This is a genomic window from Erwinia sp. 2186 (genome assembly GCF_057812255.1).
Genome location: NZ_JBSZSZ010000002.1, coordinates 1 through 25,964 on the forward strand (window position 1 = coordinate 1; position 25,964 = coordinate 25,964).

The window sequence follows — 25,964 nt, forward strand, 5'->3', positions numbered from 1 at the left end:
ATGGCTAATGTGTTGAAAAAAAAGATAAATGTTAAGCAATCTAATGAGCTGACTGAAGCTGCTTATCATTTATCTTTGAAGGCAAAACGTGTGTTGTGGCTATGTCTTATGCAAACTTACTTCACTGATGAAGAGGAGTCTGCAAATCCAATATTTACCGTTGCTGTTGCAGATTACGAAGATATCTTCAATGTAAGCCGTAATCAGGCTAGTCGTGACGTTAAAGAAGGTGTGTTCGAGCTCTCACGTTCTGCCATCATCTTCTATCCCAAGACTGGCCGCCACGATGTGATCGCACGTCCTTGGTTAACAGAAGCAGGAGGACGTTCCAGTAAAGGGTTATGGGAAATAGAGTTTAACCATAAGGTTTTGCCTTATCTGTACGTACTGGGAAGTCAGTTCACTACCTACTCACTCAGGGACTGTGGAAGCCTCAAAAACCCGCGTACTGTGCGACTTTATGAGAGCCTCTGCCAGTTCAGAAGCTCTCAGATTTGGGTCACTTCGCATGATTGGCTTTCTGAAAGATTCATGCTGCCCGAGTCTCAGAAATCTAATCTCGCAGAACTCAAACGTACATTTTTAGAACCTGCTCTAAGACAGATCAATGATAAAACCCCTTTGCGAGTCTCTTATCAAGCAGATTCTAACGGGAAGTTAATTTTTAATATCTATCCAAAACAATAAGATATTTAATTTTTTTATCAGATCCTCAGCTGTACCTTCCTCACTACGGCCCTATATTCTTACTAGGGCTGTTTCCCATATTCTGCACCAAGGTGCCAGCTACCATCACGTAGCGTCCGTAAGTAGGGCGATTTCCCATGACTGGCGCCGGCGGCTCAGCGGCCGTTCCGGCACGCCCGGAAGTAGGGCGGTTTCCCATAACAGGTGCCAGCGGCTCAGCGGCCGTTCCGGCACGCCGGTAAGTAGGGCTGTTTCCCATAACAGGCGCCGGCGGCTCAGCGGCCGTTCCGGCACGCCGGTAAGTAGGGCTGTTTCCCATAACAGGCGCCGGCGGCTCAGCGGCCGTACCGGCACGCCGGTAAGTAGGGCTGTTTCCCATAACAGGCGCCGGCGGCTCAGCGGCCGTACCGGCACGCCGGTAAGTAGGGCTGTTTCCCATAACAGGCGCCGGCGGCTCAGCGGCCGTACCGGCACGCCGGTAAGTAGGGCTGTTTCCCATAACTGGCGCCGGCGGCTCAGCGGCCGTACCGGCACGCCGGTAAGTAGGGCTGTTTCCCATAACTGGCGCCGGCGGCTCAGCGGCCGTACCGGCACGCCGGGAAGTAGGGCGGTTTCCCATAACTGGCGCCGGCGGCCCAGCTGCCGTTCCGGCACGCCGGGAAGTAGGGCTGTTTCCCATAACTGGCGCCGGCGGCCCAGCGGCCGTACCGGCACGCCGGGAAGTAGGGCGGTTTCCCATAACTGGCGCCGGCGGCCCAGCTGCCGTTCCGGCACGCCCGGAAGTAGGGCGGTTTCCCATAACTGGCGCCGGCGGCCCAGCTGCCGTTCCTGCGCCCCCGGAAGTAGGGCGGTTTCCCATATCGGCATATAGGGCGCTGCACTGGCAGAACCTGACAGCAAAAGTAGGGGTGATTCCCATACCAGCCTGTTGGGCGCTGCACTGGCAGAACCTGATAGCAGAAGTAGGGGCTATTCCCATACCGCCTATTGGTCGCTGTACTGGAAAGAACCCGATAGCAGAAGTAGGGGGGATTCCCATACCGGCTTATTGGGCGCTGCACTGGCAAAACTTGGCAGCCAAATTAGAGGCAATTCTCATATCGACCACTATGGCGCATTACTGGTAGAACGTGGCAGCAAAAGTAGGGGGGGTTATTCCGGCCCCATACTGTTAATATAGTGATCTTTAACGACCTGACAGATTGATCAAAATTACATAGAAATTCAGTTGCCGCAAAAAATCTTACTGATTTATAAATGTTTTATTTTTTCCTGTTAATATCTCTCTCATGTTGATGTCCTCATGATAAAAAAACAATGCATCCATTGTTTTTGTTCTTTATCTGACCAAGATTAGCTTTCATCGTAGAAAGTATTCAATGAATCGATTATATCTTTGTTGCCTTTATAAAACCCAAATACGGGATATGTGGCAATTGTCACTAATAGAATCCAGACAGGGCCAAGAGACATAATAAGCATTGCTATTGCAATTGGAATGTCTTCTTTGGGAAAGCTAAGAGCCGAAAAGAAAAGTATGTAATAAGCAATAAGACAAGTGATTACATAACCGAATCCCTCCATTTGTCTTTTTTTGTATTTTTCCTTATTGAGTGTGAATTTTACTTCTTTATTTCCTTTTTCGGTGTCATTAGCCTCCTGATCAATGCAATGTGCAAGCTTCTTAATTCTTGATTTTTGAATATCATTAAGATAATTGCAACTTAATATTTTTAAGTGTTGCTGAGCTAAATGAGGGTTTCTAATTCTCGTGGCCTCAAATAGAATTAGGTTTTTTATTTCTTTGTCAATCGCTTTTATCTCATATGGTTTCATTTCTATTGCTGTACAAAGCGGTTTGATATATTTATAAATAGATATTCTCTCATTTGTAATTGTCTTAAATCTTGCAGCAAAATTAAGTGCCATCGCAATAGCAGGTAATACATAACTACCAAACTTAAACCATTCAATATTCACGATTACTCCTGTAATGAACTTTAGTCTTGTATATTAATTGCAAATCTAACATTTGACATTTCTACAGATTGATTGATATATTTTCAACTGTTCTATGTCGTCAATGACGACCACCAATGGTCCGGTAGCTTGAGAGGATCGCCTTCGGGTAGCTACAAGAAACACTCCCGCAGCCTGAAAGGGAGAACGCAAAAGCGTGGTAAATCTGCTCACCTTTGGAAGCGGATATCGTCTTTAACAGCGCATCTATATCGCAGACGATGAAGGTTTATATACACATCTCAGCCACGGCTTTTAAATAGGCCAGGCATCTCACGAACGGCATAGCTTATGCTGCTTCGCACACTTCCGTTATGAAGCTTTTCAGGTGTACGGCCTGAGCTGCATCCGACTTTTGCTATGACGCATAAGCCCATTTGGAACATTTGGGCGCTTGCGGAAGACGCATTAGGAGCATGAAGCTGCGCGGCGTCACTTTGGTTCGAGTGAAACGAGAACAAAGTGACGCGCGCAGCGCATAACGCCCAAACCCACGTACAGTGCGGTTTTCAACGGGCCGGTACAATCTGACGTGCACGTAGTACGTGTTTTCAGAACAACTCTGGCTATTTATCAACCACAACGCGGCACTGACGAACGAAACGTCAGGGGCGTTTAACTAGAAGGAGAATGATCGACTCGGTATCGATGGCGACATCAGGAAACTGATGTACGGAGGCAGACTGACTCACGTCAGCACGGCGCAAGCCGCAAACAGGTCAGAGACCTGGGGAAGCCTCGCAAGAACTCAACATTTCGCCGCCCCGATGCACAGATACCAGTTGAGCCGCAGGAAGCGCAAAGGCAACCACGCCGTCGGGGAAGAGATGTAAGCGTACAGAGTTACAGAACGGTCAGCACAGGCGTGCTGAATGTTCTGGATTCTGGGAGAGGTAGATATGTCCAATAAATTAAGTAAACAACTCGTGACGCTGGCACGCCAGGGCGGAGGAAGTTTTAAAACTGTTTCAGATCGTTCTAAGATTGCCAGCCGCTTTTCGGAGCGACTGGCAACCCTTAATATTCAGATTCGGGACGTAAGCCATGTTAAAACAAAGCATATCGAGAATTATATAAGAAGCCGACAGGAAGAGAATATATCTTCCCGAACGCTGCAGAATGAAATGGCTGCTATTCGGTCTGTGCTTTCACAGGGAGGCAGAAATATCCTTGCTAATCCCTCGCATGAAAAGTTAAGCAACGAGGCGCTGAATATTTCAGGGGCGAGCAGGGAAGGGAAGAAAATTGCAATTACTGATGAAAGACTGGCCGAAATCGTGGCCGCTGTCTCGCTCAAAGATGAAGGAGTGGCGATCGGTGTTCAGCTTGCAAGATATATAGGTCTTCGTGCAGAAGAAGTTGTCCAGGCAGCAAAATCCCTGAAAACCTGGAAGCAAACTTTAGCTGCCGGTGAAAATAAAATTAGCGTTATTTTTGGATCAAAAGGTGGACGGGCACGGGACGTCACAATATTTGAGCGTGAGAAAGTCATGCACTTATTGAATCAAGCCATTTCCTATGCAAATGAAAATAATGGAAAGCTGATTAATAAACCTACTCTTCATCAGTCGCTTGACCGTTTTCATAATGTTCTAAGAGAAAATGGTATGACCGGCGTTAATGCCCCGCACAGCCTGCGATATGCTTATGCTCGTGACGCTGTTAATTTTCATGTTGAAAATGGAATGAGTCGTAAGGAGGCTGAGGCGCTTGTTTCAATGGATCTCGGGCATGGCGACGGGCGGGGTGCATATGTTGCCCGCGTATATAATCGAATGATCAATGATGAATAATATTTTCTTGAACAATAAGTACAATAAACGTTATTATTAAACTGTTTCACACGTTGTCTTCGGACAACCACCAATGGTCTCGTAGCTTGAGATGACCGCCTTCGGGTAGCTACAAACGAACACTTCCAAAGCCTGCAAGGAAGTACACGTAAAGTGTGGTACATCTGCTCACCTCTGGAAGCAGATATCGTCAGTTTTCGCTCCTACTGCGTGACGATCGAGGTTTCTTAACTATCCGGCTTCGGCCTTTGTCCTTCGGGGAAACATTCCCGATCGGGCTAATGTTTCTCCATTTATCGTGAGAAACTATACCTATGATGAATCTATCAACAACTCTGTCCGATATGCTGAGATTAGCTGAATTCGAGAGCGAATTGCTCACGGCATTAGCTTATAAAAAACTCGGCATAGATGATCCTAATCATGAAGTGCATATCGATAGTGAAATCGCTATTTTCACCTTCGAGTACGGAATTGAGTTAGGACATTTTCTCGCCCCGGCCTGTGCAGATTTGGTGTGCTCAATACAAACTCTCGCACGGGAAATAAACGGGGTACATGTAGTTTCTTAACTATCCGGCTTCGGCCTTACGTCCTTCGGGGAAACATTCCCGAGCGGGCTCATGTTTCTCCCGTTTTCAGGAGAAATCATGTCACTTATCCGTTCGTTTCTTACTGAGCTCAGCAAACCGTTTGATTTGGCCCGTTCTGCCACAACTCGCGTTGTTTCAGACTGTCCCCGACTGAAAGCTGCTATCAGAAGAACGCCCTGGCTTGCCTCACCCTCCGGTCTGCATGAATACCGCTCCCACGTCTGGTTTGACGATCGTCGTTACCACGCCATTGTTATGGCCCGTAAGATGATCGACGGACAGCCGTCGGAAGCATTTGTGCACAGCCGTCACGGTGAGTTTCATACGTTCAGAGCGGCCCGTAAAACGGCGCAAATGGCAACGTCAGCACTGGCGACACTTACCGTCTTAACGCGTCAGGACTGATTACTTTCTTTACCATCCATCCGCTCAGCGGAGCCCCTCGGGAAACATCTTTCCCGACAGGGCAGGTGTTTCCCGTTTTACAGGAGAAACACCATGATTACCCTTTTATTACCAACCTCCCTTTCCATAAAAGGCATCTTTTCAGCAGCCTTCGCTGCAGCGTTATCCCTGCGGGATCGCGTTGCGGCCGGCAAAAGAAAAGAAGTGTGGATAACGAACCGGAGTGGCTCACTCAGCTTTAAGGTTCAGGTTCATCAGTTACCTTCAGGAAAATGGACGGCCGGCATACTTACTCGTTCCGGCACGTTTTACGGTAATCACCGGTTTGGTTCTTTGAAAAAACCGGATGAGGTATTCCGCTCTTACCGTCAGGCTCGCCGTTTTGCATTGAAGCTGGCGAATCAGATGGCAAACCTGCGTTATGCATATCAGTAAAGGGACGTGGAATATGGCTATTTCAACAAACCTGGCAGATATGCTGCAGTTAGCTAAATACGAGTGCGACATGCTTACGGCATTAGCCTATCAGCGATTTGGTCTGGACGACCTTGACGAGCAGGTGCACCTATACGGTGAGCTGCCCTTCACGATAGCTGTTCAGATCAACGTCATATACAACCTTGAGTTCGGTATGGTTCAGGATCGTTTTCTCAGTTCTGGCTGTGCTGATTTGGTTGACTCCATCCGTGCCATCAGCATCAGGCTTGACCGCTCTTTGCATGAACGGATTTCCTTAAATGGACGCTCTGAAGGCTTGGGCGATCTGGCAATTAGCCGATTAGAATCTTTCTAATCTGACTTAACCCTGTGGGGATTTATTCCCCATCAGGGGGATAAATCCCCTTTTTTTGAGGATTTATCATGACACCAATCTCCGTACCGCCCCAACACGTTACCTATACCGTGAAGCAGAGCGAATGGATATCCCCTAGCCAGTGGCACAGTTTTACCCTGGCGGTCACTGAAGCATTCTGGCTGTTACCGGTACATCTCCGTCCGTGCTCGCCAACTGACGGTACACGTCTGGAACGTGCATCTATGATGTTTACTCACCCCGATGCTTTTGAATTCGGTGGAAAAGACGAAGGGAATTACATATCCAAAAGCGTGATGTTTACCCTGGATATGAACCCTGATTTGCGTATTGAAACGGAAGGTCAGCCCATCGACTTTTTCACGCGCATTGCGCTGCTAATGCTGTATCACCATTGCTCAGGCTGCTTTGAGATAACGTCATCAGCTGGGCGCTTCCTGTTCGCTGGGCAATACGTCACCAACTGATTGGTGGCAGTAATGCTCCTCAGCCTTTCAGCACGGAAGGTTTCATTACCGGCGCAGCTGATGAACTGCTTATCAGAAGCGTTTCCGGGGGTGAACGTCCGTTTACGACGGCTGACTGGGGACTGGTTTCAGAACTTGAGTTCACACTCGAAGAACAGAAAACCCGCAAACGCTGATCCGGCAATCGTTTTAACTTAACCCAACGGGGATTTACCTCCCTGTGGGCGGTAAATCCCCATTTTTAATGGAGATTCACCATGACACATACACCATCCGAGCCTCTGGTCCTTCCAGGCGTTTACCAGTTTGAGCAGGGAGCGTCCATAAATGATGAACAGTGGTTCAGATTTACCGACGCAGTTAAAGAAGCATTCTGGCTTCTTCCCGCTCAGCTCCGGCCTTATAAGCAGCTGGGTTTTGACATGAACCGCGCGTCAGAACTTTTTGACGAAGAGGGTTCAGTCACGTTCAACCATAAGGACGGTGAAGGCTACTGCCTTAATCCGTTCTACCTCAGGCAGACACTTTCGGATAATTTTCGGCCGTACCGCAAAGTGGAGAGCCAGCGATGCAAACAGGATTTATTTGTGCGCATCGTGCTGGTTCTTCTGCATAACCTATGCCCGGACAGCTATCACATAACCAGTTCCTGTCCAAAAAGCTGGCTTTTCGCGCAGCGATGGCTGGCATGGAATATGGATATGTTTACCAAAGCACCTGAAAAAATACCGGCATCGTTTGTTATACCTGGCGCAATTGAACACCTGCTGCTGGTAAAAACCTCCGGTCCCGGCAAGCAGATCACCACTGAAGAGTGGGAAGCTATATCAGGCATTGAGTTCTGGCTTTCTCAGCAGCATAACGACTGACCTATACCCATCCTTCCGGGATTTGCTCTCCGGAAGGAGACAGATCCCGCTATTACAGCAGGTGATCCTATGTTTACTTTCAACAGTGACGCGCTCGCGCAGCTGTTTCATGAAACCTACCATCAGGCTATGTCAGTCAGGCTTGTTATCTGTTCGCAGGAAGGTTTGTTCCTGGAATTCAGGAACGGATTACCCGGTCAGCTTTTCTACCGCAAAGAGCGCATTTATGCCCTTGAATACAGCGGTGGGAGTGCCGACCCGGGCGTGCAGGTAGAACTGAATTTTGGTCAGATCTCTGAGACGTACGATCTCACTGTAGATGACCCGGCCTTTTTCAGTCCCATAACGCCGGCAGACAAGGTGGTTGTTCTATCTGTCCGTTCACCCTATCAGCTGAAGCGCAAAACCATCAGCTGGCTCAGTCAGCGTAAACTCGGGCTGTTCCGTGAACGGATGGACCTGATGAGGACTTCGGATTTTTGTGACTGCAGCTGCGACGAAGAGCGGGCCCGGTGGTTCGGTTCGGCAGCTTCAATGCTTGAAGAAGCAATTTTTACTGACAGTAAGCGGCAAGACCGCCACGCTTTCTATCATTCCAGGCGACAACTCCGGTTGCGACTAAACAGCATAACCGCCGACGGAAAGATCATTTCTCCGGTGCGTTAACCACTTTCCCTGATGGGCGTATTTCTCGCCCATCAGGGGAGGGATACGCCCTTTTTTTACTGAAGGAGTATCCCGTGAAAAAACCAATCAAAGCGCGTCGCGCAAAGAAAAAAGAAACCGTCGATCTTTATCAGAAGGTAACGGATCGCATTGTTGAAGCACTTGAGAAAGGCGTAACGCCTTGGAAAAAACCATGGCGCACGACAAAGAAGTACGCCGCCGCAGGCCCCCTGCCGGTCAATGCATCGACGGGGCGCGCCTATAGCGGTGTTAACGTTCTGCTTCTCTGGCTTGAGGCCGAAGAGAAGGGTTACAAAACGGATCGCTGGGTGACGTACAAACAGGCTCAGGACATGGGCGGCCAGGTTCGCAAGGGTGAAACCTGCGCGCAGGCCGTTATCTTCAAGCCTTTTGAAAAACAGGCTGAAGATCTCAGTGGAAACCTGCGTTTCGATGCCGAAGGTAATCCGCTGATGGAGTCGCGGGTGATGATAAAGCCCAACTTCCTGTTTAACGTCGATCAGTGTGACGGGTTACCCGAATCTGCTGTTGATATACCGCATGCCTCCCCTGATGAAGATGAGCAGGGCGGGCTTCACTGGCCGACCGAACAGCGAATAATGGAACTGATCGATGCCGCAGGCGTGGCTATCAGCATTCGTTTACAGGATCGCGCCTACTACAGCCCTGGCACCGACAGAATTGTGATGCCGGAGGCGAAGCAATTTTTTACCGAGGCCGATTACTGGTCCACGCTGCTGCATGAGATGGTGCATGCATCAGGCCATGAGAAACGACTCAACCGCGAAGGCATAACCAAATCATCCAGAAAGTTTGGCGATCCGGTTTATGCATTTGAGGAGCTGATAGCCGAAATGGGCAGCGCGTTTCTCTGCGCCCATCTTGGCGTTTATGGTGAGGTCCAGCACGAAAGCTATATCGACTCCTGGCTGAAGGCGCTAAAAGAGGACAAAAAAGCCCTTTTTCGTGCCTGCCGGCACGCGAGAGAAGCGTCAGATTTTTTACTGCAGTCAACTGAAAAAGCGGCCCAGGCTGCTTAATTAACCAAACCGGTAGCGCTCACTTCGTGCGCAGCCATCCCGTGAGGGCATTATTCCTCACGGGATGATGCCCTCTTTTTTTACCTGAGAGGAAATCAACCATGTCTGACTGGTGCAGAAATCATTTTGAAATTACCGGTAAATCTCCGCTTCTGGCCGTTGCGGAGGAATGGATAAAAGGCGAAACAGAGCCTCTTTACCGTCATGCCGTTATGCAGAGCATAAAAATTTTTCTTGCTGGCTATAGCGGCCTGCTCCGCCCCGTTAAAACGGCACATTTTTCACCCTTCCCGGAGCTTATAAAACTTGGGGTCGGGCAGAATACGCTGGCTAATCAGGCATATGAACAGTGGCTGGAATATCTGAAAAAAGACGTACCCCTGGACGGTCATCATATCCGGTTGATAAATCGTGTTTATCATCAGTCGGGTATTGGCGCCATAAAGTGGGAAAGCATTCCAGAGTTGTCGCGCAGACAGATTTGCAGGCTCATGGAAGATCGGTATGCCGACTGGTTTGGTGTAGCATCCCTTTCGCGAGACATTGACTTTGCGTTGTGCTGGGAAAAACTCGGGCAGTTACCCGAACGATCCCAGCCCTGCGATCTGCTGCAGATTATTCCCAGCCGGCTTGCGGCTGAGATAAACGGGAGCGGCGGATTGCTGGCCGGTATGTCTACGGCAACCAGTCTTTACTGTCGGCTGTACGGAATGGAATGGCCCGCCGGCCATAACGTTCGCTTTCAGCGTGAAGGGATAAACAGCATAAAACTGTCCTTCGACTCACCTTGGTTTCCACCGTCCGGTGAATCAGTGGCCGCGCTATCGGCTATGTTCGATTGCGAGATTCGTCACTGGTACAGCGAGCCAGCCCATGAACTGGAAGGTTTCGATTGCTACGATCGTGGGCAACACGTCAGCAGCGGCGAAGTCACCATTGACGAACTGGCCGCGGAAGTAGAGGTGGTCGTTCCTGATAATGTGGATGAACCTGAAACCGTTGACAGTGCGCAGTCATCGTTCACCGCTTCATAACGCTGCCTGAACCATAACGCCTCCTCGGAGGCGTTTTTTTATTGTCCTGTATCAGGAAAAAAGCGGAAGAAGAAAATGTTCAATCTCAACATTCAGTTTATGGTCGTTTATTGCCCTGAAAACCGTCAGCCTTGAGACTACCCATTGTTAGAGGTTGCCGAGCTATGTCTTTTAAACAGACTCCCGAACAGGAAAGAATCATTACGTGGACGGGAAACAAGCTTGTCGTGGGTGCTTTTGCCGGAACCGGAAAAACATCAACGCTTGAAGCATTTGCCAGAGCGAACCCGGAACGGCGAATGCTGTATCTGGCATATAACCGTGCCATCCGGGATGAGGCTGAACGCCGTTTTCCTTTCAATGTTGAATGCAAAACGTCGCATCAGCTTGCCTGGTCCCAGTTCGGTCGTTTCTTTCAGCATCGACTTACAACGTCTCTTCGCATAACCGACGTTGCAAAGCTGTTGAACTCACGATACTGGCCTCTTGCAAAAGCATGCCTCACTTCGCTGAATAACTTTCTCTACAGTGCTGATTTAGCTCCGAGTCTTGCTCATTTGCCTGATGAGAACGATCGTAGCGGCCTTGATGCTGGCAAAATTTTGGGCGCCGTACAGGTTTTATGGCGAGAAATGAGCTGCTCTGATTCCCGCTTTCCCGTCACACACGATACCTATCTGAAATTATTCCAGCTTTCAACTCCAGATCTTAGTTTGAAATGGGATCTCATCCTTTTTGATGAGGCTCAGGATGCAAATCCCGTGACCAGTCATTTTGTGCTTAATCAGAGATGTAGCGTCATTCTGGTCGGTGACCAGTATCAACAGATTTACCGTTTCAGGGGGGCTGAAAATGCTCTTAATGCTACTGAGCTGGCAGACGCAGATCGACTCTGGCTAACAAACAGCTTTAGGTTTGGACCGGCTGTAGCAGAAGTGGCAAATGCATTATTGAGAGAGGCAGGAGAAAAACGGAAAGTCACTGGCTGCGGTGGTGAAGACAGTATTGCTGATACGCTTCCGGAAAATGCAGAGCATCACTGTGTGATCAGCAGAACGATAGCCGGCGTTATTGGGGTAGCGCTTACGGCAAGCCTTTCAGGAAAAAGGGTCTTATGGATAGGCGGTATCGAAGGATATCGGGTCGAGGATCTGGAGGATTTATATTGGTTCTCTGTTGATATGCCTGAGCGAATGCAAAAGTCGCTGCTTACCAAAGATTACAGGGATTTTGATGAGTACAAAGCGATAGCAAAAGCTACAAAAGATGCAGATATGGGGCAGGCTATAAAGCTGCTGGAAATGTACTTTCCACTTCCGCAGAAACTCGTGATTTTGAAGCGACAGATAGCACATAACGAAAGCGACGCGGATTTAACAGTAGTAACGGCTCATCGCAGTAAGGGCCTGGAATGGGATACGGTTGTTCTTAACGACGATTTTAATGACATCAATAATCCGCTGATAAGCGCAGAAGACAGAAGAGATGAGCTGAACTTGCTGTACGTTGCAGCGACACGAGCCAGAAAAATGCTGATCCTCAATGAAATAGTCAGGCAAGTCGTCAAAAAAACACCATAAATCCCTCTGTATAGCTCATACGAACCAACACCAACTTCTCAGGATTTCAGTATGTTAAACAAGCTGAAAAATTTATTTTCAGGTAAGGATGCAGCTGAAGACAGTTCAGCAAAAAAATCTCCTTCAGGATACTTTACCCCTTCCACAGGCGCTGAGTTGCTGGCTTTGCCACACCGAAAAAAGCTTTTAAAACAGCTCTGGGATAATACTTCGCTTCCTGAAAATGTGTATGAAAGACTTTATCTGGAACCCCTCAGAACGCTCGCGCAAGCTACCCAGAATGTCCCAGCCACTTCAGCTGGAGAATGGAGCTCAGAAGGCGGATATCTTGATTTGACGATCAAGTTTACAGCTTATAGCGTCAGATTAGCGAAGGGGTATATGTTTCCACCCGGAGCTGCTCCTGAGGAGCAGGCGGCGCAAAATTCTTTATGGAATGCTGTGATTTTTTGGGCGGCTTTATTCCATCATCTGCCATTACTGGCTCACTACGAAGGCGAGCTTTTGGATGGTAGTTCCTGGCCTCCCGGGGTTAAAGCACCAGACAGTATTTTCAGGTTCCGGAATATTGCTAAAGATGCCGGCAATGCCAGTGGACAGCCATTAGCAACATTTATCGCCGCCCGACTTTTGCCGCAAGACGGAGTTTTATGGCTTTCTTCCAAACCTGCTGCTTTTGGGGCTATGACTCTTCTGATGCATCAGGGGATAAGTGGAATACCTTTAATTGAGGAGATCATTGCAAAGGCAAGGGAACTGGTGCGCTCACCTGAATTGCGTGCTCCAGGTGTTTTAGACAACACACTGACGACTGCAGAAAGTCATCCTTCTACGAAGGAGACATCGCCGATTCCAGGCTTAGAAGATACGCTAAGTCTGACAGCTTCAGGAGCGAGTCTGGAACCTGCAATTGATGTAAGCATTGCGAAGAGTCACCAACTCGGCTCGACATCTTCAGGGGAGGCTCTATCTGCTAATCCAGAACTTGCAAAAAATATGGACGCTTTGCTCTCATCGGCTTTACCACATTCTGAAACTGACCTAAATCTGGTACCAGAAAAACTGCAACAAAGCATAGAAAATACAGAGCCAGAGCAAAAGGTGTGGGAGGACGCTGCTCAGGTTCCGGAGGACGACACTGCTCTTTTACTTAGCATGTTTGCTGTTGATAACGATAATGACGACAAAGGATTAGACACAGATCACCATGCTGAAATGCCTATTAACGCACCCGATTTTTCGGAAAATTCGCAGGAGTCAAAACTGAAGCCAGTACCTCTCCTAAAGGAGGCATGCCTAGCCATTGATCCTACAGTAAAAAGCAATAATTTAGACTTGGAAGATACTGTTGCCCAGGATGGAGATCTGGAAATTTGCGTTAAGGAAAAATTAAATAATGGAAACCTTAAATCTGTCATTGAAGAACCAAAAAATAATATAAATAACATTAATGATTTAGGTCCCCAGTTTATTTCATGGCTATCAGAGGGAATTGAAAGCGGAGACCTGAGTATTAATGAGAATGAAAGCTTAGTGCATACAGTAAGTGGGTTCTTATTCGTATCGTTACCCGACACCATATTCAAATTCATCAATTCTAACTCTCTTGAAGTAGATAAAAGGAAAGTACAATCAGCAATAGAGAAAATGAATATTTTACATTCTAAAAATGATAATCGTTTTTTCAGGGCTCGTATATATGAAGAGGTTGAATTTCAGGGGAAGTTTAAGAAAAAGAGCGGTTATATGTTGAAGTCTTCAAAGGTATTAGGGAGGGAGGGGCTTACCGGTGTGGATGGAAAATATATATTTATAGATGTTTAGTTAATAGGGAATCCGAACGGATTCCCTTAATATCAATTAGCGAGAGCGTTTTTTACGACATCAGGGACAGACGGGCGCCCTTTAACAAGGCAGGTTGCTACAAATACAGCCTCTGCGTACACTGAACCATTTACTAATATCTGCTGAACGAAGTTGATACGGTTCTTTTTTTCATTTTCCGCAACGGAGCATGTGACCTGCATTTCATCACCTTTTTGCAGGCTTTTCTTGAATTTCATCGTGTACTCAAGAATCATGTGAATTCTACCTTCAGTGAATTCCTGCTCCAGATCCAGACCAAGCTCATCTTTCATAAACGCATGGCGCGTCCATTCCATATAGAACGGATAGTAAAGTCCGTCAACAACACCTTGAAAATCAACATGTTTTTCGTCAACAGTAAAATTTTTAGTAAACATTATAAATCCTTAAAATAATTCAGAAGCGCAAAGCGCATTGGGAGCATCAAATTTTCAAACTCCTTTTGCGATGTGTCTTCTCCAGTGCAGACATTGAGGGCCATACTTACATTGTCCTCAATGCCGTAAATAAAACTTATGCCATGATAAATATTATGCTCGCGACGCTGTTTGTCGATAATATTATCTTTGTCAATCTTAAGGGCTTCATCCCAAATAACGGTGCTAACATCACCCTTACGTATCTTGGTTAATTCTATACCTATTTTTATCAGAAGACTGTCTTTGTATTTACCTTCATAATAAAACTTGTTATCCCAATCTGCGTAACCATTGCTCTGATGAGCAGAGATCAGATTATTCTCTACAAGTAAGGTAGATACGTATGTGGTTCGCTCAAATTTATCTAAAAAATTAATTACCTCGTTACTACAACGATGGAAGTTAATTTTTATTTCTTTTGAATCCACTTTATTCTCCGACACTCTATTACGTTCTCTTTTTTTACATTTATTATTTCTTTGCCTTGAATCTGAATTGTATCTTCATCCAAAACTAAGATAACCCCTATCTTTATGCCATCAGCATGCCTGATGTAACACAACTTACCATTATTAGGGTCGATATTTATCTCATTAGATACAATGCAGAACTCTCCGAAATTTACATACGGCTCACCATAGACGCCGCCAATTTGTATTAGCTCGACGTCAGCCAGCTGCCGGCTTGCAAGTATAAAAAGAGTGTCTTCGTCTAGCGTGGTGTATTCAGCAAACTGAGGAGGAAATCCTTCGCCAGTTAAGATCCATTCCGTTTCAACATGAAGCCCATGATTGTTGAAAAATTCAACAATCACATTGAGTGCCTGGATTTTTTTGACAGGAAAAGCACTGCCGGCTTCCCAGCGTGTGTAAGAAGTGTAAGACAGGTCCAGTTTTTTTTCATGAACATAGGCAACTAACTCCTGAGGAGAAGTGCCGGTTGCAGCTCTACAGCATTTAAGCCGCTTCCCAATCGTATCTAACATGCACACACCATGAGGCTAATTAATTTTATGATTTTAAAGGAAATTTATAAGCATTAAAGGTAAATAAAAAACAATCGAACGCAAAATAATTGCGTTTTTTTCATCAGTAATGTTAATATGTAAACACTAAAGGTATTTAGTGTTTAACATTATCATAATATTGCTCTTTCTTAACACACACACCTGTTTGAGCGAGGGTTAGCGCGGTTTAAATGGCAGCGCATTAAAATTTCAGGGGCTCAGTTCGTTTTCATATGGAATTTTATTTATGGCTAATTCCACAACAAAACTTAACAAGGAGTCAGAAGCTATGCCCTCGCTCGAAAACGATAAAAAATTAGCCCCTCTGGTTTACATAGGTCCCGCAAGACGAGTCAAAACCGAGCAGGCTGCTATGTCAGCCGGCTCCGCGTTCGGAAGAGTTATGACGTCATCAAAGCTCGTACAAGGCCTGATCGACCGTTATTTAGATATTTACGTGAATGAAATAACGGCCCGCAAAACTAAATAATCTGATTGTTTACTTCTTTATATCTACTTGACGGTAGAGGGGAATTTCATGCCTGAAAAAGCTACTGATATACCTTTTTCGACTGAGGCAGAACAGTGCGTGCTTGGTGCGCTGATGCTGGAAAATGATCGATGGGATGACGTCAATCTACTGCTGAAGAAGGAAGATTTCTTCATTTCCGGGCATCGCGCCATTTATATGGCTATGTCTACATTGTCTGCCGCGTCCCAGCCTTTTGATCTGATCACGCTTAGCGAGAAACTGGAGCGCAGTAATGATCTTGAGCGCTGTGGCGGTTTCGCTTATCTGGCGGAACTCTCTAAAAATACCCCTTCAGCTGCCAACATTATGGGCTATGCCGCCGTCATGGTGGAGAAAAGTCGTTTACGGGAGCTGCTTGTGGTTGGCAATGCCATTCTTGCCGACGTGCATCACCATCGCCTTAGCGCGCCGGAGGTTGCAGAGCATGCTGAAAATGCCCTTTTCAAACTAAGTGAGCAGGGCGTTTTTCAGAATGCAAAAGAGATTGAAGTAACGGAAGCGCTGGACTTACTGCTTAGCAAACTTGAATCAGTTACAGGATCAGACAATTTTATAACCGGCACTCCAACAGGTATGGCAGCGCTGGATTACATGTCCTGCGGACTTCAGCCAGGGGATCTGATTTTGCTGGCCGCCAGGCCATCAATGGGTAAAACCTCTATGGCGCTGAGCTGGTGCATTGGCGCATTGCTGGGACGACCGAAAAAAAGCGTTTTCATTTTCAGTATTGAAATGCCTACCGAACAGCTGATGATGCGGCTGCTTTCCATGCGTAGCAAGGTAGAGCTTAGTCGTCTGCGCAGCGGTGATCTTGGTGACACTGAATGGAATCTCATTAGTAAAGGGGCTCACGAACTGGCCGAATGGCGCAATCGACTTATCATCGATGATAACAGCGCCCAAACCCCGGCAACGCTTCGTACCCGTGCGCGCCGTTATATCCGTAAGTACGGGCAGCCTTCACTCATCATGATCGATTATCTGCAGCTGGTACGTTGTCCTGGCATGGAGAACCGCACGCAGGAAATCGCCGAGATTTCACGTTCTCTTAAGGCATTGGGCAAAGAACTCGGCTGCCCGGTGCTTGCGCTCTCCCAGCTTAATCGTCAGGTAGAACAACGCGCTGATAAACGCCCTAATAATGGCGATCTTCGTGATTCCGGCGCGCTTGAGCAGGATGCTGACCTGATTAGCTTTATCTACAGGGATGAGGTTTATAACGCCGACACTAACTGTCCAGGGCAGGCAGAGATCATCATCAGTAAACAGCGCCAGGGGCCAACCGGAACCCTGAAAGTGCAGTTTGATGGAAAATACACGCTGTTTTCTGAGTACCCTGAAGGCAGTTATGACCTCGGATACGATGACAGGAAGCAGTACCGATGAAAAAAATCCTGCCTGAAAGTTCAATTGCTGGAGTAGAAAGCACTCTTACGCGGGTGTTTACGCTTGATCAGTTACGTCCTAATCCTGACGATCCGCGCAAAACGCGTAATCCGCGCTTCGACTATATAAAAGAGTCAATCAGGGCTCGCGGACTTGCCTCCGTGCCGATTGTTACTCGTGACCCACGCCATCCTGATGGGATATGGACGTTCAGTGACGGGGGTAATACCCGGTATGCAATTCTTAAAGAGCTTTGGGAAGAAACGGGTGAAAGCCGGTTCAATGAGATTTTATGCGCCATTAAACCCTGGCCTGGCAGATTAAATTGCCTGGTTGGCCATCTGGCCGAAAATGAAGGGCGCGGGTCACTGACATTTATCGATAAAGCTTTTGGCGTGCAGAATGTCCGAAAAATTCACGAGGAAACGGTTGGCCGAAAAGCAACCTTACGTGAGCTGTCAGCTATTCTGGCGAAGGAAGGTCTGCCCGTTCACTATTCCACAATAAGTCGGATGGAAGACACTCTGAAGCATCTTTTTCCCTGGATGCCGACCCTGCTGACATCCGGTTTTAAACGAGAAAGTATCAACCAGCTTCTGTCGCTCAGGCAAAGTGCCGAAAAAGTATGGGACAACTGCTGCCTTAATAAAGGCATTGAGCCTGTTAAAACCTTCGCAGAGGTGTACGGCGGCTGCTGCCAAAAATTCGACGATCCTGAAAGCTGGTCTCAGGACATGTTCCTTGACGAGCTTATTGGTGATCTGACTGATGCGCTGCCTGATGATGAAATGGACTATGACCGCTGGCTGCTGGAACTTCGAGACGCCAGAAAACCAATGTTACACGCTGGGGATCTTGATCAGGAGGTCTTGCATCAACCTCAAGCGTCAGTCGTGCCAATTGTTGGGGCCAATGATGAGGCAGCTGCTCATACGGCAGAAACAGAGGTTGAACTAATCGCTGCTGATATACCGCGAAATAACGAACTCCACATTACAGAAGAAAAGACTCCCTCTAAAGCCTCTGATTTGCTTGATGATATTCAAAGCGAGTCATCTCCGGTTGTACATGCAGAAGTCGCTTCCTCAGCGTTTGAAACACATACTGCAACTGATGGACAATCCCCTCAGTCAGCTGAATTCACTGCAAATAACCAATCAGATGTTTCTTTCTGGCAAATAAATGCCCTTCAGGACGATATCGAACATCTGCAAAGCATGGCCTATCGACTGTGCTGGGATATCAGCGAAGCGTTAGGCTGTGCTGAAGGTTTCGAGCCGGCGAGCGAAGACGAAAACGCCCCAGGTTATCGTATGGCATCTGCAGAAACTTCACATCCAGCTGCACTACTTCTGGCTTCGCTCACTGGCACCGGTGCTGACACCGTGAATATGGAGCTCGTTGTAAATCTGCTGATCGGTACATCTGAATCTCATCCTCCTTTACTCAATGACGATATGACCCTGACGTTATTTCGCCTGGTCAGGGTGCTTCGTCGCCTCCGCGAACTGCAGCGACAGGCCGCTGCTCCGACTTATGCCTTAACAACTGAAGGGTTGCACAATGAACACTAATTTATCCCGCGCTGCTAACGGTTTTCTGCTCGATCTCGTTATGGAGCTTAAAAATGGTTTCATTCGTCGCTGTGACAAAATGGGGTTGACTGGGGAGGAAATTGCCGCACTCAAGGATATGACGATCGAGGATATTCACTACATCTGTAACAGTGAGGTTTCTGTGCTGTCGTTCCAGATAAACCATGAAAACCTCAGCCGGCTGCTGAATCAGGCGCGGACAGAGCAGACACGGCTTAAAAGGCTCGATCGTGCCCTGGCCTTGGGTGGCTCAATTGCGCTGCTGTCCCACTTCTTTGGCCTACCAAGCAGCGAAGTTGCTACCCGCCGCCGCATTGCCGGCATAAAAGTTCGTGCCGGTCGTGGAACGGTCATATCTGACGATGAGAGCGCCCGGCTCTGGTCGATTTGGGATAACAGCGGCAAGGCGGTCTCCTGCGACACGGAAGAAGGCCTTGAAATCATGTTGCTTGCGGCTGAGGAAATGAACATTCCGCTTACCGCCGTCTGGAATACGATCCGTAAATGGGAAAGTGAAAAGCTGACCGCTGCGAGTCGAAGAATGGCATAAGAGCCTGCCCGCGGCTTGAGACAGAACGGGCATGAACATTCACTGTAATAAGTAAGCTAAGGGACTCATCGTGAAGCTAAATGAAATTATCCCGGGTCTGAAAGCGCCGGCTACGGCTCCATCTGCCATTTGCAACAAGGCCGCCAGAGCGGTACACGGTTTCTATAAGGGAGAGCGTAACTTTAAGCTGCTCCATGAAAATCGGACTGGTTATTACAAAATAGATATAGGCCCGTTCTGGCGCTTACTCAGCAGAGATGAAGGCCAGACCTGGATAATGATGAATCATGAAAGATACAACACTGCGATTCGTAACTGAACGCGAGAGAGACTGCTTAGCGGTACGCTTCCAGGCATAGCGCTAAGTGTTTTTTATAGCCACGATCCGCATAAGGGAGAGTAATGAAGCTTCCGGATGACAGCCTGATTAGCCACGCTGTCAAAAAAATGAATGACCGCCTGCAGGCGCGTGAGTCGGGAGAGCAAAATAACTTTGCGCGCGGCGGGCTGCTGTTTATGGGTAACGTACATGATGCACTTCCCCGACGATTGTTGCTGGATACCCGGTTATCACCTCTCGATAAAATGGCCTGGATAATTATTCGCCTGCACGCCCAGCATAACGACGGCGCGGTATTTCCTTCTTATGACGATCTGCAGCTTCAGCTGGCAACGCCGGGCAAAGGTAAAGCCTCCAGAGAGACCATCAGCCGGGTATTGCTTATGCTGCGCATTACCGGCTGGCTGAGCCTGTGTAAGCGCGTCCGAGATGAAAAGGGACGAATAAGGGGAAACATTTATGCGCAGCATGACGAACCTCTGACATTTGCAGATGCCGAGTTACTTGATCCTCGCTGGCTTCAGACGGTAGCGGAGGCGTGTTTTAACAGCAATAAGACAATAAGCCAGACGGCGAAAACCATTATCAACGATGTTTGCCTTGATCCCGCCATGCGTCATCACCGAAGTCACCTGGCGGTTATAGAAGGGCGCCTGGGGGCAGCGCAAAACCCCTCTGACATGAAAAATCGTATGCAGTTAATGCATCCGGGTTCGGAATCCGAACCCGGTGACAAAGGCCATAAAACATTACCGGATTCGGATTCCGAACCCGGTGAAAAAGCCTCTGAAAACAACAGAGTTCGGAAACCGAACAGTTACGTACGTATTGTTAATAACAATACTAAAAATACATACGTACAGCAGTCGTCTGCTTTGCCGGAGAAATTTGCCAGCCTGCTGAGTGAGCAGGACCATAAAATGCTGAGCGCACAGCTTCAGGCGCTTCAGCCAGAGCAGGCACTGCTGGTTTTGCAAAACCTCGCCAGGGCCATGAAAGATGGCACTCTGCAAAATCCGGTGGGATGGATGCTGACCGTGCTCAAGAAAGCCCGAAAGGGCGAGCTTTACCAGCCGCAGAGGGAATCCATCGCTAAACCTGTACCCGCCCGGCCTGAGTACCGGCCAGTCCAGTCCGAACGGCCTTTGCGCCGGCAGGTCACTAATGACGCCCGCGTGCGGGACATCATTAAGCGTGTGCGATCTCACATTCATTCTGACCGCTCTGACAATGACTAAGTCAGCGTCCGGATGGGAGTGTCAGGCGCTCAGTGTTGCACGCTGCAACAAAGTACAAAAAGTAAGCAGTGTTGCAGCCTGCAACAAAGTACGAAAAGTGAGCAGTGTTGCAGCCTGCAACAAAGTACGAAACGTAAGCAGCACTCCGCTCCGAAACTCCTGTTCCTGCGGAAATTTTCTGTTTCCGAAAACTGATTTTGAATTGTTCATTCGCTCCTCAGGAATGAGGATGCCCCTTCAGCATAATCGATGCCTTTGCCTAACAGGAGACAGCTATGGCCGAACAAACCACCCCTCAGGCCGCACCACGCCGCTCGGGAGCCCTGCAGTCATCACTTTCTATCGACCTGCATTCACACTACGCCATTCGCCTGTGGGAAGGCCGGCGCCGGGATGAAATACCGAATCAGGGTAAAAAAAGACCAGAAATTATCGGCATGCCGCAGGCTATAGCGCGCGCAGGGTTGGCCGGGCGTGATTCTGCCGCCGGCAACCCTTATGCCGATCAGGTTCTCGTACGTCTTGAGGATGCGCTTAAAGCCGCTACCGACCGGGTACATGAAACCATTGAAAAGGTTGAACGCGTCCTTTCGGCTATCCCGGCAGGTATCAATCTGTCTGACGTCTCATCCGTTGAGCCCCTGAATCTGGATGTCTTCAGCCGATCGCCTCTTGGCTACCGCTGCGTGTGGCTCCTGGTGCACTTTGACCAGCTAGCCCTCAAGGTTTTCCAGGCATTCCATTACGGTCTGATTTCCCTGTCGGAACGTGATCAGTACCTTAACGTTGGTGGTCACGCCGTGCGTCAGGTCTACGGCGTCATTCAGGGATACAAAACCGTGCCGGTGACCTATGACGATATCCGCAATAACACCGCCCGGGGCATCGCCGCAGCTGAAAAGCTTGGCAAAATTGATCCGGCCATCCTTTCCGGTGAAAAGCGATCCTCTTTTTCCCCGCTTCTGACAACCCCTGCTGAGAATGTCTGACATGAAAAACATACTGCTTACCGGCGCCGTCTGCGCACTTCTTACCGGCTGTGCCGGCACCGAGCTGGCCGCCATAAACAAGAACATCAGCGATACCGCTTTCAGCGTCAGTAAAACCCTGCGTGGCGGTGGCGAAGATCCAGGCAATGGCATGCCTGTAATGACAAAAGCGTCAACAGGAGCAACAGAAAGTGTCAACCGCGAATTCAGCCTGCCGGTTGACATCGATACCGCCGCCGCCCGTCTCAAGCGACATTACGGCTATGTCACCCCTGATGAGATCGCCCATATTCGCAATAAAGACCGTAACAGCCGCTGGGCCGCTGCCGCGATAGAAGACAGCCATCCGGTCTGGGAAGCTGTACAGGGCAGTTCTTACCGAATGGGCAGTGATGTAGGTGACAACGATCATATGGAGATTGAGCTGGAAAAAAACGGAGCCGGCACGCGCGCTTATGTCACATACCGGTCGCCGTCGGCATCGCACCTGACCGGCAGCGCATTTGAAAAGCTGATGACGGAAGTTAAGCAAGTCGCCTCAGGCAAGGTCCGTTAATCCGGGAGGTCAGCTGTGCAGCTTTATCTTTGTGAAAAACCGTCACAGGCAAAGGATATCGCCAGAGTGCTGGGCGTCAGCCAGCGCGGGCAGGGATATATCTCAGGCGAGAACGTCACCGTCACCTGGGCGGTGGGGCATCTGCTGGAAACGGCCACGCCTGAGGCTTACGGTGAACAGTTCGGGCGGCCATGGCGGGCAAACGTGCTGCCGGTGATCCCCGAAACCTGGCAGATGGTGGTTAAGAAAGAAACGGCAGATCAGTTTGCCGTGATTAAAAAGCTGCTGAAAAAAGCCCGCGAGGTAGTGATCGCCACCGACGCGGATCGCGAAGGCGAAGTGATTGCCCGGGAACTGATGACGTACTGCGGCTACCGTGGCGCTATTCGCCGCCTGTGGCTGTCCGCGCTGGACGAGGGCAGCATTCGCCAGGCGCTACAGAACATGCTGCCCGGCGAGAAAACCGAAAAACTGTATCAGGCGGGCGTCGGCCGTTCGCAGGCCGACTGGCTTATCGGGATGAATCTGACGCGCCTGTACACCCTGAAGGCCGGCGAGGCCGGCCATGCGGAGATGTTTTCTGTGGGGCGGGTACAGACGCCGACACTAGCTATAGTGGTTAATCGCGACAATGAGATCGCGAACTTCACCCCCAAACCCTGGTGGCAGGTCAGGGCACAGCTGGAAAAAGACGGCGTTACTTTTCACGCCGAGTGGGTCGGCGCAGAACAATATTGCGACGAGGAAAAGCGCTGCATCAATCAGCCGATTGCCAATGCCGTTCTGCAGCTCTGCCAGAAAACCGGATCGGCTACCGTTCTGACCGCGGAGAAGAAACGGGAAAAAACGCCCGCGCCGCTGTGCTTCGATCTCGGCACGCTTCAGCAGGTGTGCTCCCGAAAGTGGGGGATGGGGGCCAGCCAGGTGCTGACCATCGCGCAGGCGCTTTATGAAACCCACAAGGCGACAACCTATCCGCGTACCGACTGCGGCTACCTGCCGCTGTCCATGCGGGACGAGGTGGCGGACGTTCTCCGCGCTGTTCTGGCATCCGACCCTTCGGTCGGTCCGGCGCTGTCGGGCCTGGACAAAAGCTTTATGTCCCGGGTATGGAACGATAAAAAAATCACCGCTCACCATGCCATCATTCCCACGCGCCAGGCATTTGACCTGGCGCGCCTCAGCTCAGATGAGCTGAAGGTTTATCAGCTTATTCGTCAGCACTATCTGGCGCAGTTTATGCCGCTGCAGGAATCTGACGTCACCGGCGCGACGTTTAACCTGGGAAACCAGCTGTTCCGGACGCGCGGACGCGTTACCGTGGTGCCCGGCTGGAAAGCGCTGTTCAGCGGCCTGCAGGACGACGACGAGGCGGAAGGCGAAGAGGACGCGCCGGCCAGCCTGCCGCCGCTCGATAAAGGCGACGTATGCCGCGTTAAGGGCGGGACCGTAAAAGACAACGTGACGAAAGCGCCCGCGCCCATGACCGAGGGCACGCTGATTGCGGCCATGAAAAATGCCGCCAGCCTGGTCAGCGATCCCCAGCTCAAAAAGGTGCTGCGGGAAAACGCCGGGCTGGGTACGGAGGCCACGCGCAGCGGCGTGCTGGAAACGCTTTTCAAGCGTCGATACCTGGAGAAAAAAGGGAAACACATCCACTCCACTCAGATGGCCCGCGAGCTGATCGCCGCGCTACCGGAGACGCTGACCAGCCCCGGCATGACAGCTCTCTGGGAGCAGGCGCTGGACGATATCGCGCAGGGGAAATCGGATCTGCACGGCTTTATGCAAAAACAGGCGCAGTGGACGCGTCACCTGATTGAAAAGGGGCGCGCGCAGCCGTTTCACGTCACAGTGCCGGTCGGTCCAGACTGTCCGCTCTGCGGCAAGGCGATGCGTCAGCGAACGGGTAAAGAGGGCACGTTCTGGGGCTGCGTTCAGTACCCGGAATGCAAGGGGATCGTTGGTGAGGCCAACCGCAAAACAAAACGCCGGGCCGCCGGGAAGCGCAGGAGCAGCGGGCCAAAAGCCCCGGGCGTTTTACAGGTGGACGGTTGACATTGCGAACGCGCGGCCTAAAAATAAAAGGGCTTATCCGTCGTCTCTGACGACCACCAATGATTCATCAGCCTGAGAGAATCGCCTTCGGGTGGCTGAACAGAAAGCTCCTGTAGCCTGAAAGGGAGCGCACACTGTGTGGTACATCTGCGCACCTTTGGAAGCAGATATCGTCAACATATGGCACCTACTGCCTGACGATCAGGGTTTATTCAACTAACCAGACAGTCAGACTCACCTGAATCTGACTCCCCGACGGGAAGACTTCTCCCGTCCGGGCCGAAGTTTTCTCCGTCGATTTTTTTTGCCCCCCGGAGATAACATCATGTCTGTAAACAACGCGCAGTCCGCCACCACCACGTCCGCCGCCAGCCGCAACGATTACTTTAACCTGACCATAAAAGGCCTGGGTTACCTGAGTAACGTCCGGCAGGTTAACGCGCAGTCCGGCACCTTCATCAGCTGCGTGATTAACGCGCTATCCGGCCCGAGTGACAGTCCTTCCTACGTTCGTTTTGACGTAACGGTTGCCGGCAAAGAAGCCAGTAGCCTGATTAACCGCTGCCAGAAGGCGGTTGATGAGGACAAGAAGGTGCTGATCGGGTTTTCTCTGAGCAACCCGTCAACCGACATTTTTCAGCTGAAAAACGGTGAGCACGCCGGCGAAAGCCGCGTCAGCCTGAAGGCCCGACTGATCAAGGTAGACTGGATTAAAATCGGTCAGGACATGGTCTACAAACCGGAACGCAGCGATGCGCCGCCGGCACAGAGTGGCTCAGAGCAGGCGCCGTCCTACGCTGACAACTCGTTCTGATTTTATCCTCCCAAATCTGCCCTTTCACGGGCAGTTTTACGGCGCTTGCAGGGTTTTGACTGCCGCTGTAATCTCCACCATAATTCCCTAAAGGTTACTGACGATGCCTGTCATACTTCGGCTGAACGGTTTTCGGTTCTTTTTCTACTCCAACGAAGGCAATCCGCGTGAACCCGCGCATATCCACGTTTCCAAATCTGGCGCTGAAGCTAAGTTCTGGCTTGAACCCGTGGTGGCGCTGGCAAGAAATGACGGATTTGACTCACGGACCCTTAAAGAGCTGTTCGTACTGGTGAAGCTACACAAAACGACACTACTGGAGGCCTGGAATGACTATTTCAGCTAGAGACGTCCGGTTCGATGACTCCACCATGTGGGTTGAACTCACGGACGATCGCACGCTTGGCGTACCGCTGTCCTGGTTTCCGCGGCTGCTTGACGCCACGCCCGAGCAGCGCAACGACTACGAACTATCTCCCCGTGGCATACACTGGGACGCCCTTGACGAAGACATCTCCGTTGAGGGGCTGATACAGGGGCGCGGTGACATCACGCACCCTCCTCATCAGGTCGCCTGACGCGCCCTGCCTGAACGCTGACCCCGGTCGGCGTTTTTTTTTGGATCCG

30 protein-coding genes are annotated in these 25,964 nt (G+C 49.6%); 25 read left to right on the forward strand and 5 right to left on the reverse strand.

Features of this window, described 5'->3' with window-relative positions:
- The gene (locus ACXKZG_RS23515; RefSeq protein WP_064691066.1) at nucleotides 1-687 is read left to right on the forward strand and encodes a replication initiation protein; all 687 of its coding nucleotides are present in this window, start codon (nucleotides 1-3) and stop codon (nucleotides 685-687) included.
- Nucleotides 688-2,040: 1,353 nt separating this feature from the next.
- Here ACXKZG_RS23515 and ACXKZG_RS23520 read toward each other — a convergent pair.
- Nucleotides 2,041-2,667: a hypothetical protein gene (locus ACXKZG_RS23520; protein WP_476447765.1), complete on the reverse strand. Its 627-nt coding sequence runs from the start codon at nucleotides 2,665-2,667 to the stop codon at nucleotides 2,041-2,043.
- A 938-nt stretch (nucleotides 2,668-3,605) separates the two neighbouring features.
- On the opposite strand from ACXKZG_RS23520, the gene ACXKZG_RS23525 reads away from it, so the two are divergent.
- The 12 genes from ACXKZG_RS23525 (at nucleotide 3,606) to ACXKZG_RS23580 (ending at nucleotide 13,812) form a co-directional block, all read left to right on the forward strand.
- A complete protein-coding gene (locus tag ACXKZG_RS23525) occupies nucleotides 3,606-4,499 on the forward strand; it encodes an integrase domain-containing protein (RefSeq protein WP_192073439.1) in 894 nt (297 codons plus the stop codon).
- A 314-nt stretch (nucleotides 4,500-4,813) separates the two neighbouring features.
- Nucleotides 4,814-5,071, forward strand: coding sequence for a hypothetical protein (locus ACXKZG_RS23530; protein WP_192073425.1), 258 nt, complete (start codon nucleotides 4,814-4,816; stop codon nucleotides 5,069-5,071).
- Between the two features lie 78 nt (nucleotides 5,072-5,149).
- Nucleotides 5,150-5,497 (forward strand): hypothetical protein, encoded by a 348-nt coding sequence (locus ACXKZG_RS23535; protein ID WP_110412204.1) that lies wholly within the window; start codon nucleotides 5,150-5,152, stop codon nucleotides 5,495-5,497.
- A gap of 93 nt (nucleotides 5,498-5,590) precedes the next feature.
- On the forward strand, nucleotides 5,591-5,932 hold the full coding sequence (locus tag ACXKZG_RS23540; RefSeq protein WP_187501718.1) for a hypothetical protein: 342 nt from the start codon (nucleotides 5,591-5,593) through the stop codon (nucleotides 5,930-5,932).
- A gap of 13 nt (nucleotides 5,933-5,945) precedes the next feature.
- A complete protein-coding gene (locus ACXKZG_RS23545; protein ID WP_192073424.1) occupies nucleotides 5,946-6,290 on the forward strand; it encodes a hypothetical protein in 345 nt (114 codons plus the stop codon).
- A gap of 68 nt (nucleotides 6,291-6,358) precedes the next feature.
- Complete coding sequence (locus ACXKZG_RS23550) at nucleotides 6,359-6,778, forward strand: hypothetical protein (RefSeq protein WP_476447764.1); 420 nt, start codon at nucleotides 6,359-6,361, stop codon at nucleotides 6,776-6,778.
- Between the two features lie 257 nt (nucleotides 6,779-7,035).
- A complete protein-coding gene (locus ACXKZG_RS23555) occupies nucleotides 7,036-7,647 on the forward strand; it encodes a hypothetical protein (protein ID WP_110412200.1) in 612 nt (203 codons plus the stop codon).
- Nucleotides 7,648-7,716: 69 nt separating this feature from the next.
- A complete protein-coding gene (locus ACXKZG_RS23560) occupies nucleotides 7,717-8,313 on the forward strand; it encodes a hypothetical protein (RefSeq protein ID WP_110412199.1) in 597 nt (198 codons plus the stop codon).
- 74 nt (nucleotides 8,314-8,387) lie between these two features.
- On the forward strand, nucleotides 8,388-9,374 hold the full coding sequence (locus ACXKZG_RS23565; RefSeq protein WP_110412198.1) for an ArdC family protein: 987 nt from the start codon (nucleotides 8,388-8,390) through the stop codon (nucleotides 9,372-9,374).
- 101 nt (nucleotides 9,375-9,475) lie between these two features.
- On the forward strand, nucleotides 9,476-10,408 hold the full coding sequence (locus ACXKZG_RS23570) for a DUF1281 domain-containing protein (RefSeq protein WP_133846895.1): 933 nt from the start codon (nucleotides 9,476-9,478) through the stop codon (nucleotides 10,406-10,408).
- Nucleotides 10,409-10,572: 164 nt separating this feature from the next.
- Nucleotides 10,573-11,988 carry a UvrD-helicase domain-containing protein gene (locus tag ACXKZG_RS23575; protein ID WP_110412196.1) on the forward strand — a complete coding sequence of 472 codons (1,416 nt, stop codon included), beginning with the start codon at nucleotides 10,573-10,575 and terminating at the stop codon, nucleotides 11,986-11,988.
- Nucleotides 11,989-12,039: 51 nt separating this feature from the next.
- Entirely contained in the window at nucleotides 12,040-13,812 is a 1,773-nt protein-coding gene (locus ACXKZG_RS23580; RefSeq protein ID WP_488876438.1) for a TraI domain-containing protein, read from the forward strand.
- Between the two features lie 32 nt (nucleotides 13,813-13,844).
- Here ACXKZG_RS23580 and ACXKZG_RS23585 read toward each other — a convergent pair whose 3' ends face one another.
- Genes ACXKZG_RS23585 through ACXKZG_RS23595 form a run of 3 tightly spaced genes read right to left on the reverse strand, consistent with a single transcriptional unit; the run spans nucleotide 13,845 to nucleotide 15,258 of the window.
- Complete coding sequence (locus tag ACXKZG_RS23585) at nucleotides 13,845-14,231, reverse strand: acyl-CoA thioesterase (RefSeq protein ID WP_110412194.1); 387 nt, start codon at nucleotides 14,229-14,231, stop codon at nucleotides 13,845-13,847.
- The gene (locus ACXKZG_RS23590; RefSeq protein WP_133846897.1) at nucleotides 14,231-14,701 is read right to left on the reverse strand and encodes a hypothetical protein; all 471 of its coding nucleotides are present in this window, start codon (nucleotides 14,699-14,701) and stop codon (nucleotides 14,231-14,233) included. The genes ACXKZG_RS23585 and ACXKZG_RS23590 overlap by 1 nt, the downstream gene beginning before the upstream one ends.
- Nucleotides 14,683-15,258 carry a helix-turn-helix transcriptional regulator gene (locus ACXKZG_RS23595; protein ID WP_110412192.1) on the reverse strand — a complete coding sequence of 192 codons (576 nt, stop codon included), beginning with the start codon at nucleotides 15,256-15,258 and terminating at the stop codon, nucleotides 14,683-14,685. Before ACXKZG_RS23595 ends, ACXKZG_RS23590 begins: the two co-directional genes overlap by 19 nt.
- Nucleotides 15,259-15,526: 268 nt before the next feature.
- Between ACXKZG_RS23595 and ACXKZG_RS23600 the strand changes: the two genes are divergently transcribed.
- The 6 genes from ACXKZG_RS23600 (at nucleotide 15,527) to ACXKZG_RS23625 (ending at nucleotide 20,920) form a co-directional block, all read left to right on the forward strand.
- The gene (locus ACXKZG_RS23600) at nucleotides 15,527-15,769 is read left to right on the forward strand and encodes a hypothetical protein (RefSeq protein WP_110412191.1); all 243 of its coding nucleotides are present in this window, start codon (nucleotides 15,527-15,529) and stop codon (nucleotides 15,767-15,769) included.
- A gap of 48 nt (nucleotides 15,770-15,817) precedes the next feature.
- Nucleotides 15,818-17,197, forward strand: a complete 1,380-nt coding sequence (gene dnaB-PI, locus ACXKZG_RS23605; protein WP_110412190.1) for an SPI-7-type island replicative DNA helicase — start codon at nucleotides 15,818-15,820, stop codon at nucleotides 17,195-17,197.
- Complete coding sequence (locus tag ACXKZG_RS23610; protein WP_110412189.1) at nucleotides 17,194-18,771, forward strand: ParB family protein; 1,578 nt, start codon at nucleotides 17,194-17,196, stop codon at nucleotides 18,769-18,771. Before dnaB-PI ends, ACXKZG_RS23610 begins: the two co-directional genes overlap by 4 nt.
- Nucleotides 18,761-19,342, forward strand: a complete 582-nt coding sequence (locus ACXKZG_RS23615; RefSeq protein WP_110412188.1) for a DUF2857 domain-containing protein — start codon at nucleotides 18,761-18,763, stop codon at nucleotides 19,340-19,342. Before ACXKZG_RS23610 ends, ACXKZG_RS23615 begins: the two co-directional genes overlap by 11 nt.
- Before the next feature lie 70 nt (nucleotides 19,343-19,412).
- Entirely contained in the window at nucleotides 19,413-19,661 is a 249-nt protein-coding gene (locus tag ACXKZG_RS23620) for a ParE family toxin-like protein (protein WP_110412187.1), read from the forward strand.
- An 83-nt stretch (nucleotides 19,662-19,744) separates the two neighbouring features.
- On the forward strand, nucleotides 19,745-20,920 hold the full coding sequence (locus ACXKZG_RS23625) for an STY4528 family pathogenicity island replication protein (RefSeq protein WP_192073422.1): 1,176 nt from the start codon (nucleotides 19,745-19,747) through the stop codon (nucleotides 20,918-20,920).
- A gap of 21 nt (nucleotides 20,921-20,941) precedes the next feature.
- Here ACXKZG_RS23625 and ACXKZG_RS23630 read toward each other — a convergent pair whose 3' ends face one another.
- Complete coding sequence (locus tag ACXKZG_RS23630; protein ID WP_133846899.1) at nucleotides 20,942-21,130, reverse strand: hypothetical protein; 189 nt, start codon at nucleotides 21,128-21,130, stop codon at nucleotides 20,942-20,944.
- A 65-nt stretch (nucleotides 21,131-21,195) separates the two neighbouring features.
- Between ACXKZG_RS23630 and ACXKZG_RS23635 the strand changes: the two genes are divergently transcribed.
- The 6 genes from ACXKZG_RS23635 to ACXKZG_RS23660 all read left to right on the forward strand — a co-directional run bounded on the left by ACXKZG_RS23635 (nucleotide 21,196) and on the right by ACXKZG_RS23660 (nucleotide 25,915).
- Nucleotides 21,196-21,909: a PFL_4669 family integrating conjugative element protein gene (locus ACXKZG_RS23635; protein ID WP_110412185.1), complete on the forward strand. Its 714-nt coding sequence runs from the start codon at nucleotides 21,196-21,198 to the stop codon at nucleotides 21,907-21,909.
- A gap of 1 nt (nucleotide 21,910) precedes the next feature.
- Nucleotides 21,911-22,465 carry a hypothetical protein gene (locus ACXKZG_RS23640; protein ID WP_476447762.1) on the forward strand — a complete coding sequence of 185 codons (555 nt, stop codon included), beginning with the start codon at nucleotides 21,911-21,913 and terminating at the stop codon, nucleotides 22,463-22,465.
- A gap of 15 nt (nucleotides 22,466-22,480) precedes the next feature.
- On the forward strand, nucleotides 22,481-24,523 hold the full coding sequence (locus ACXKZG_RS23645) for a DNA topoisomerase III (RefSeq protein WP_192073419.1): 2,043 nt from the start codon (nucleotides 22,481-22,483) through the stop codon (nucleotides 24,521-24,523).
- A gap of 325 nt (nucleotides 24,524-24,848) precedes the next feature.
- Nucleotides 24,849-25,337 carry an STY4534 family ICE replication protein gene (locus ACXKZG_RS23650; protein WP_110412182.1) on the forward strand — a complete coding sequence of 163 codons (489 nt, stop codon included), beginning with the start codon at nucleotides 24,849-24,851 and terminating at the stop codon, nucleotides 25,335-25,337.
- A 103-nt stretch (nucleotides 25,338-25,440) separates the two neighbouring features.
- The gene (locus ACXKZG_RS23655; protein ID WP_064703431.1) at nucleotides 25,441-25,683 is read left to right on the forward strand and encodes a DUF4160 domain-containing protein; all 243 of its coding nucleotides are present in this window, start codon (nucleotides 25,441-25,443) and stop codon (nucleotides 25,681-25,683) included.
- Nucleotides 25,667-25,915 (forward strand): DUF2442 domain-containing protein, encoded by a 249-nt coding sequence (locus ACXKZG_RS23660; protein WP_064703432.1) that lies wholly within the window; start codon nucleotides 25,667-25,669, stop codon nucleotides 25,913-25,915. The genes ACXKZG_RS23655 and ACXKZG_RS23660 overlap by 17 nt, the downstream gene beginning before the upstream one ends.
- The last annotated feature ends 49 nt before the right edge of the window (nucleotides 25,916-25,964 follow it).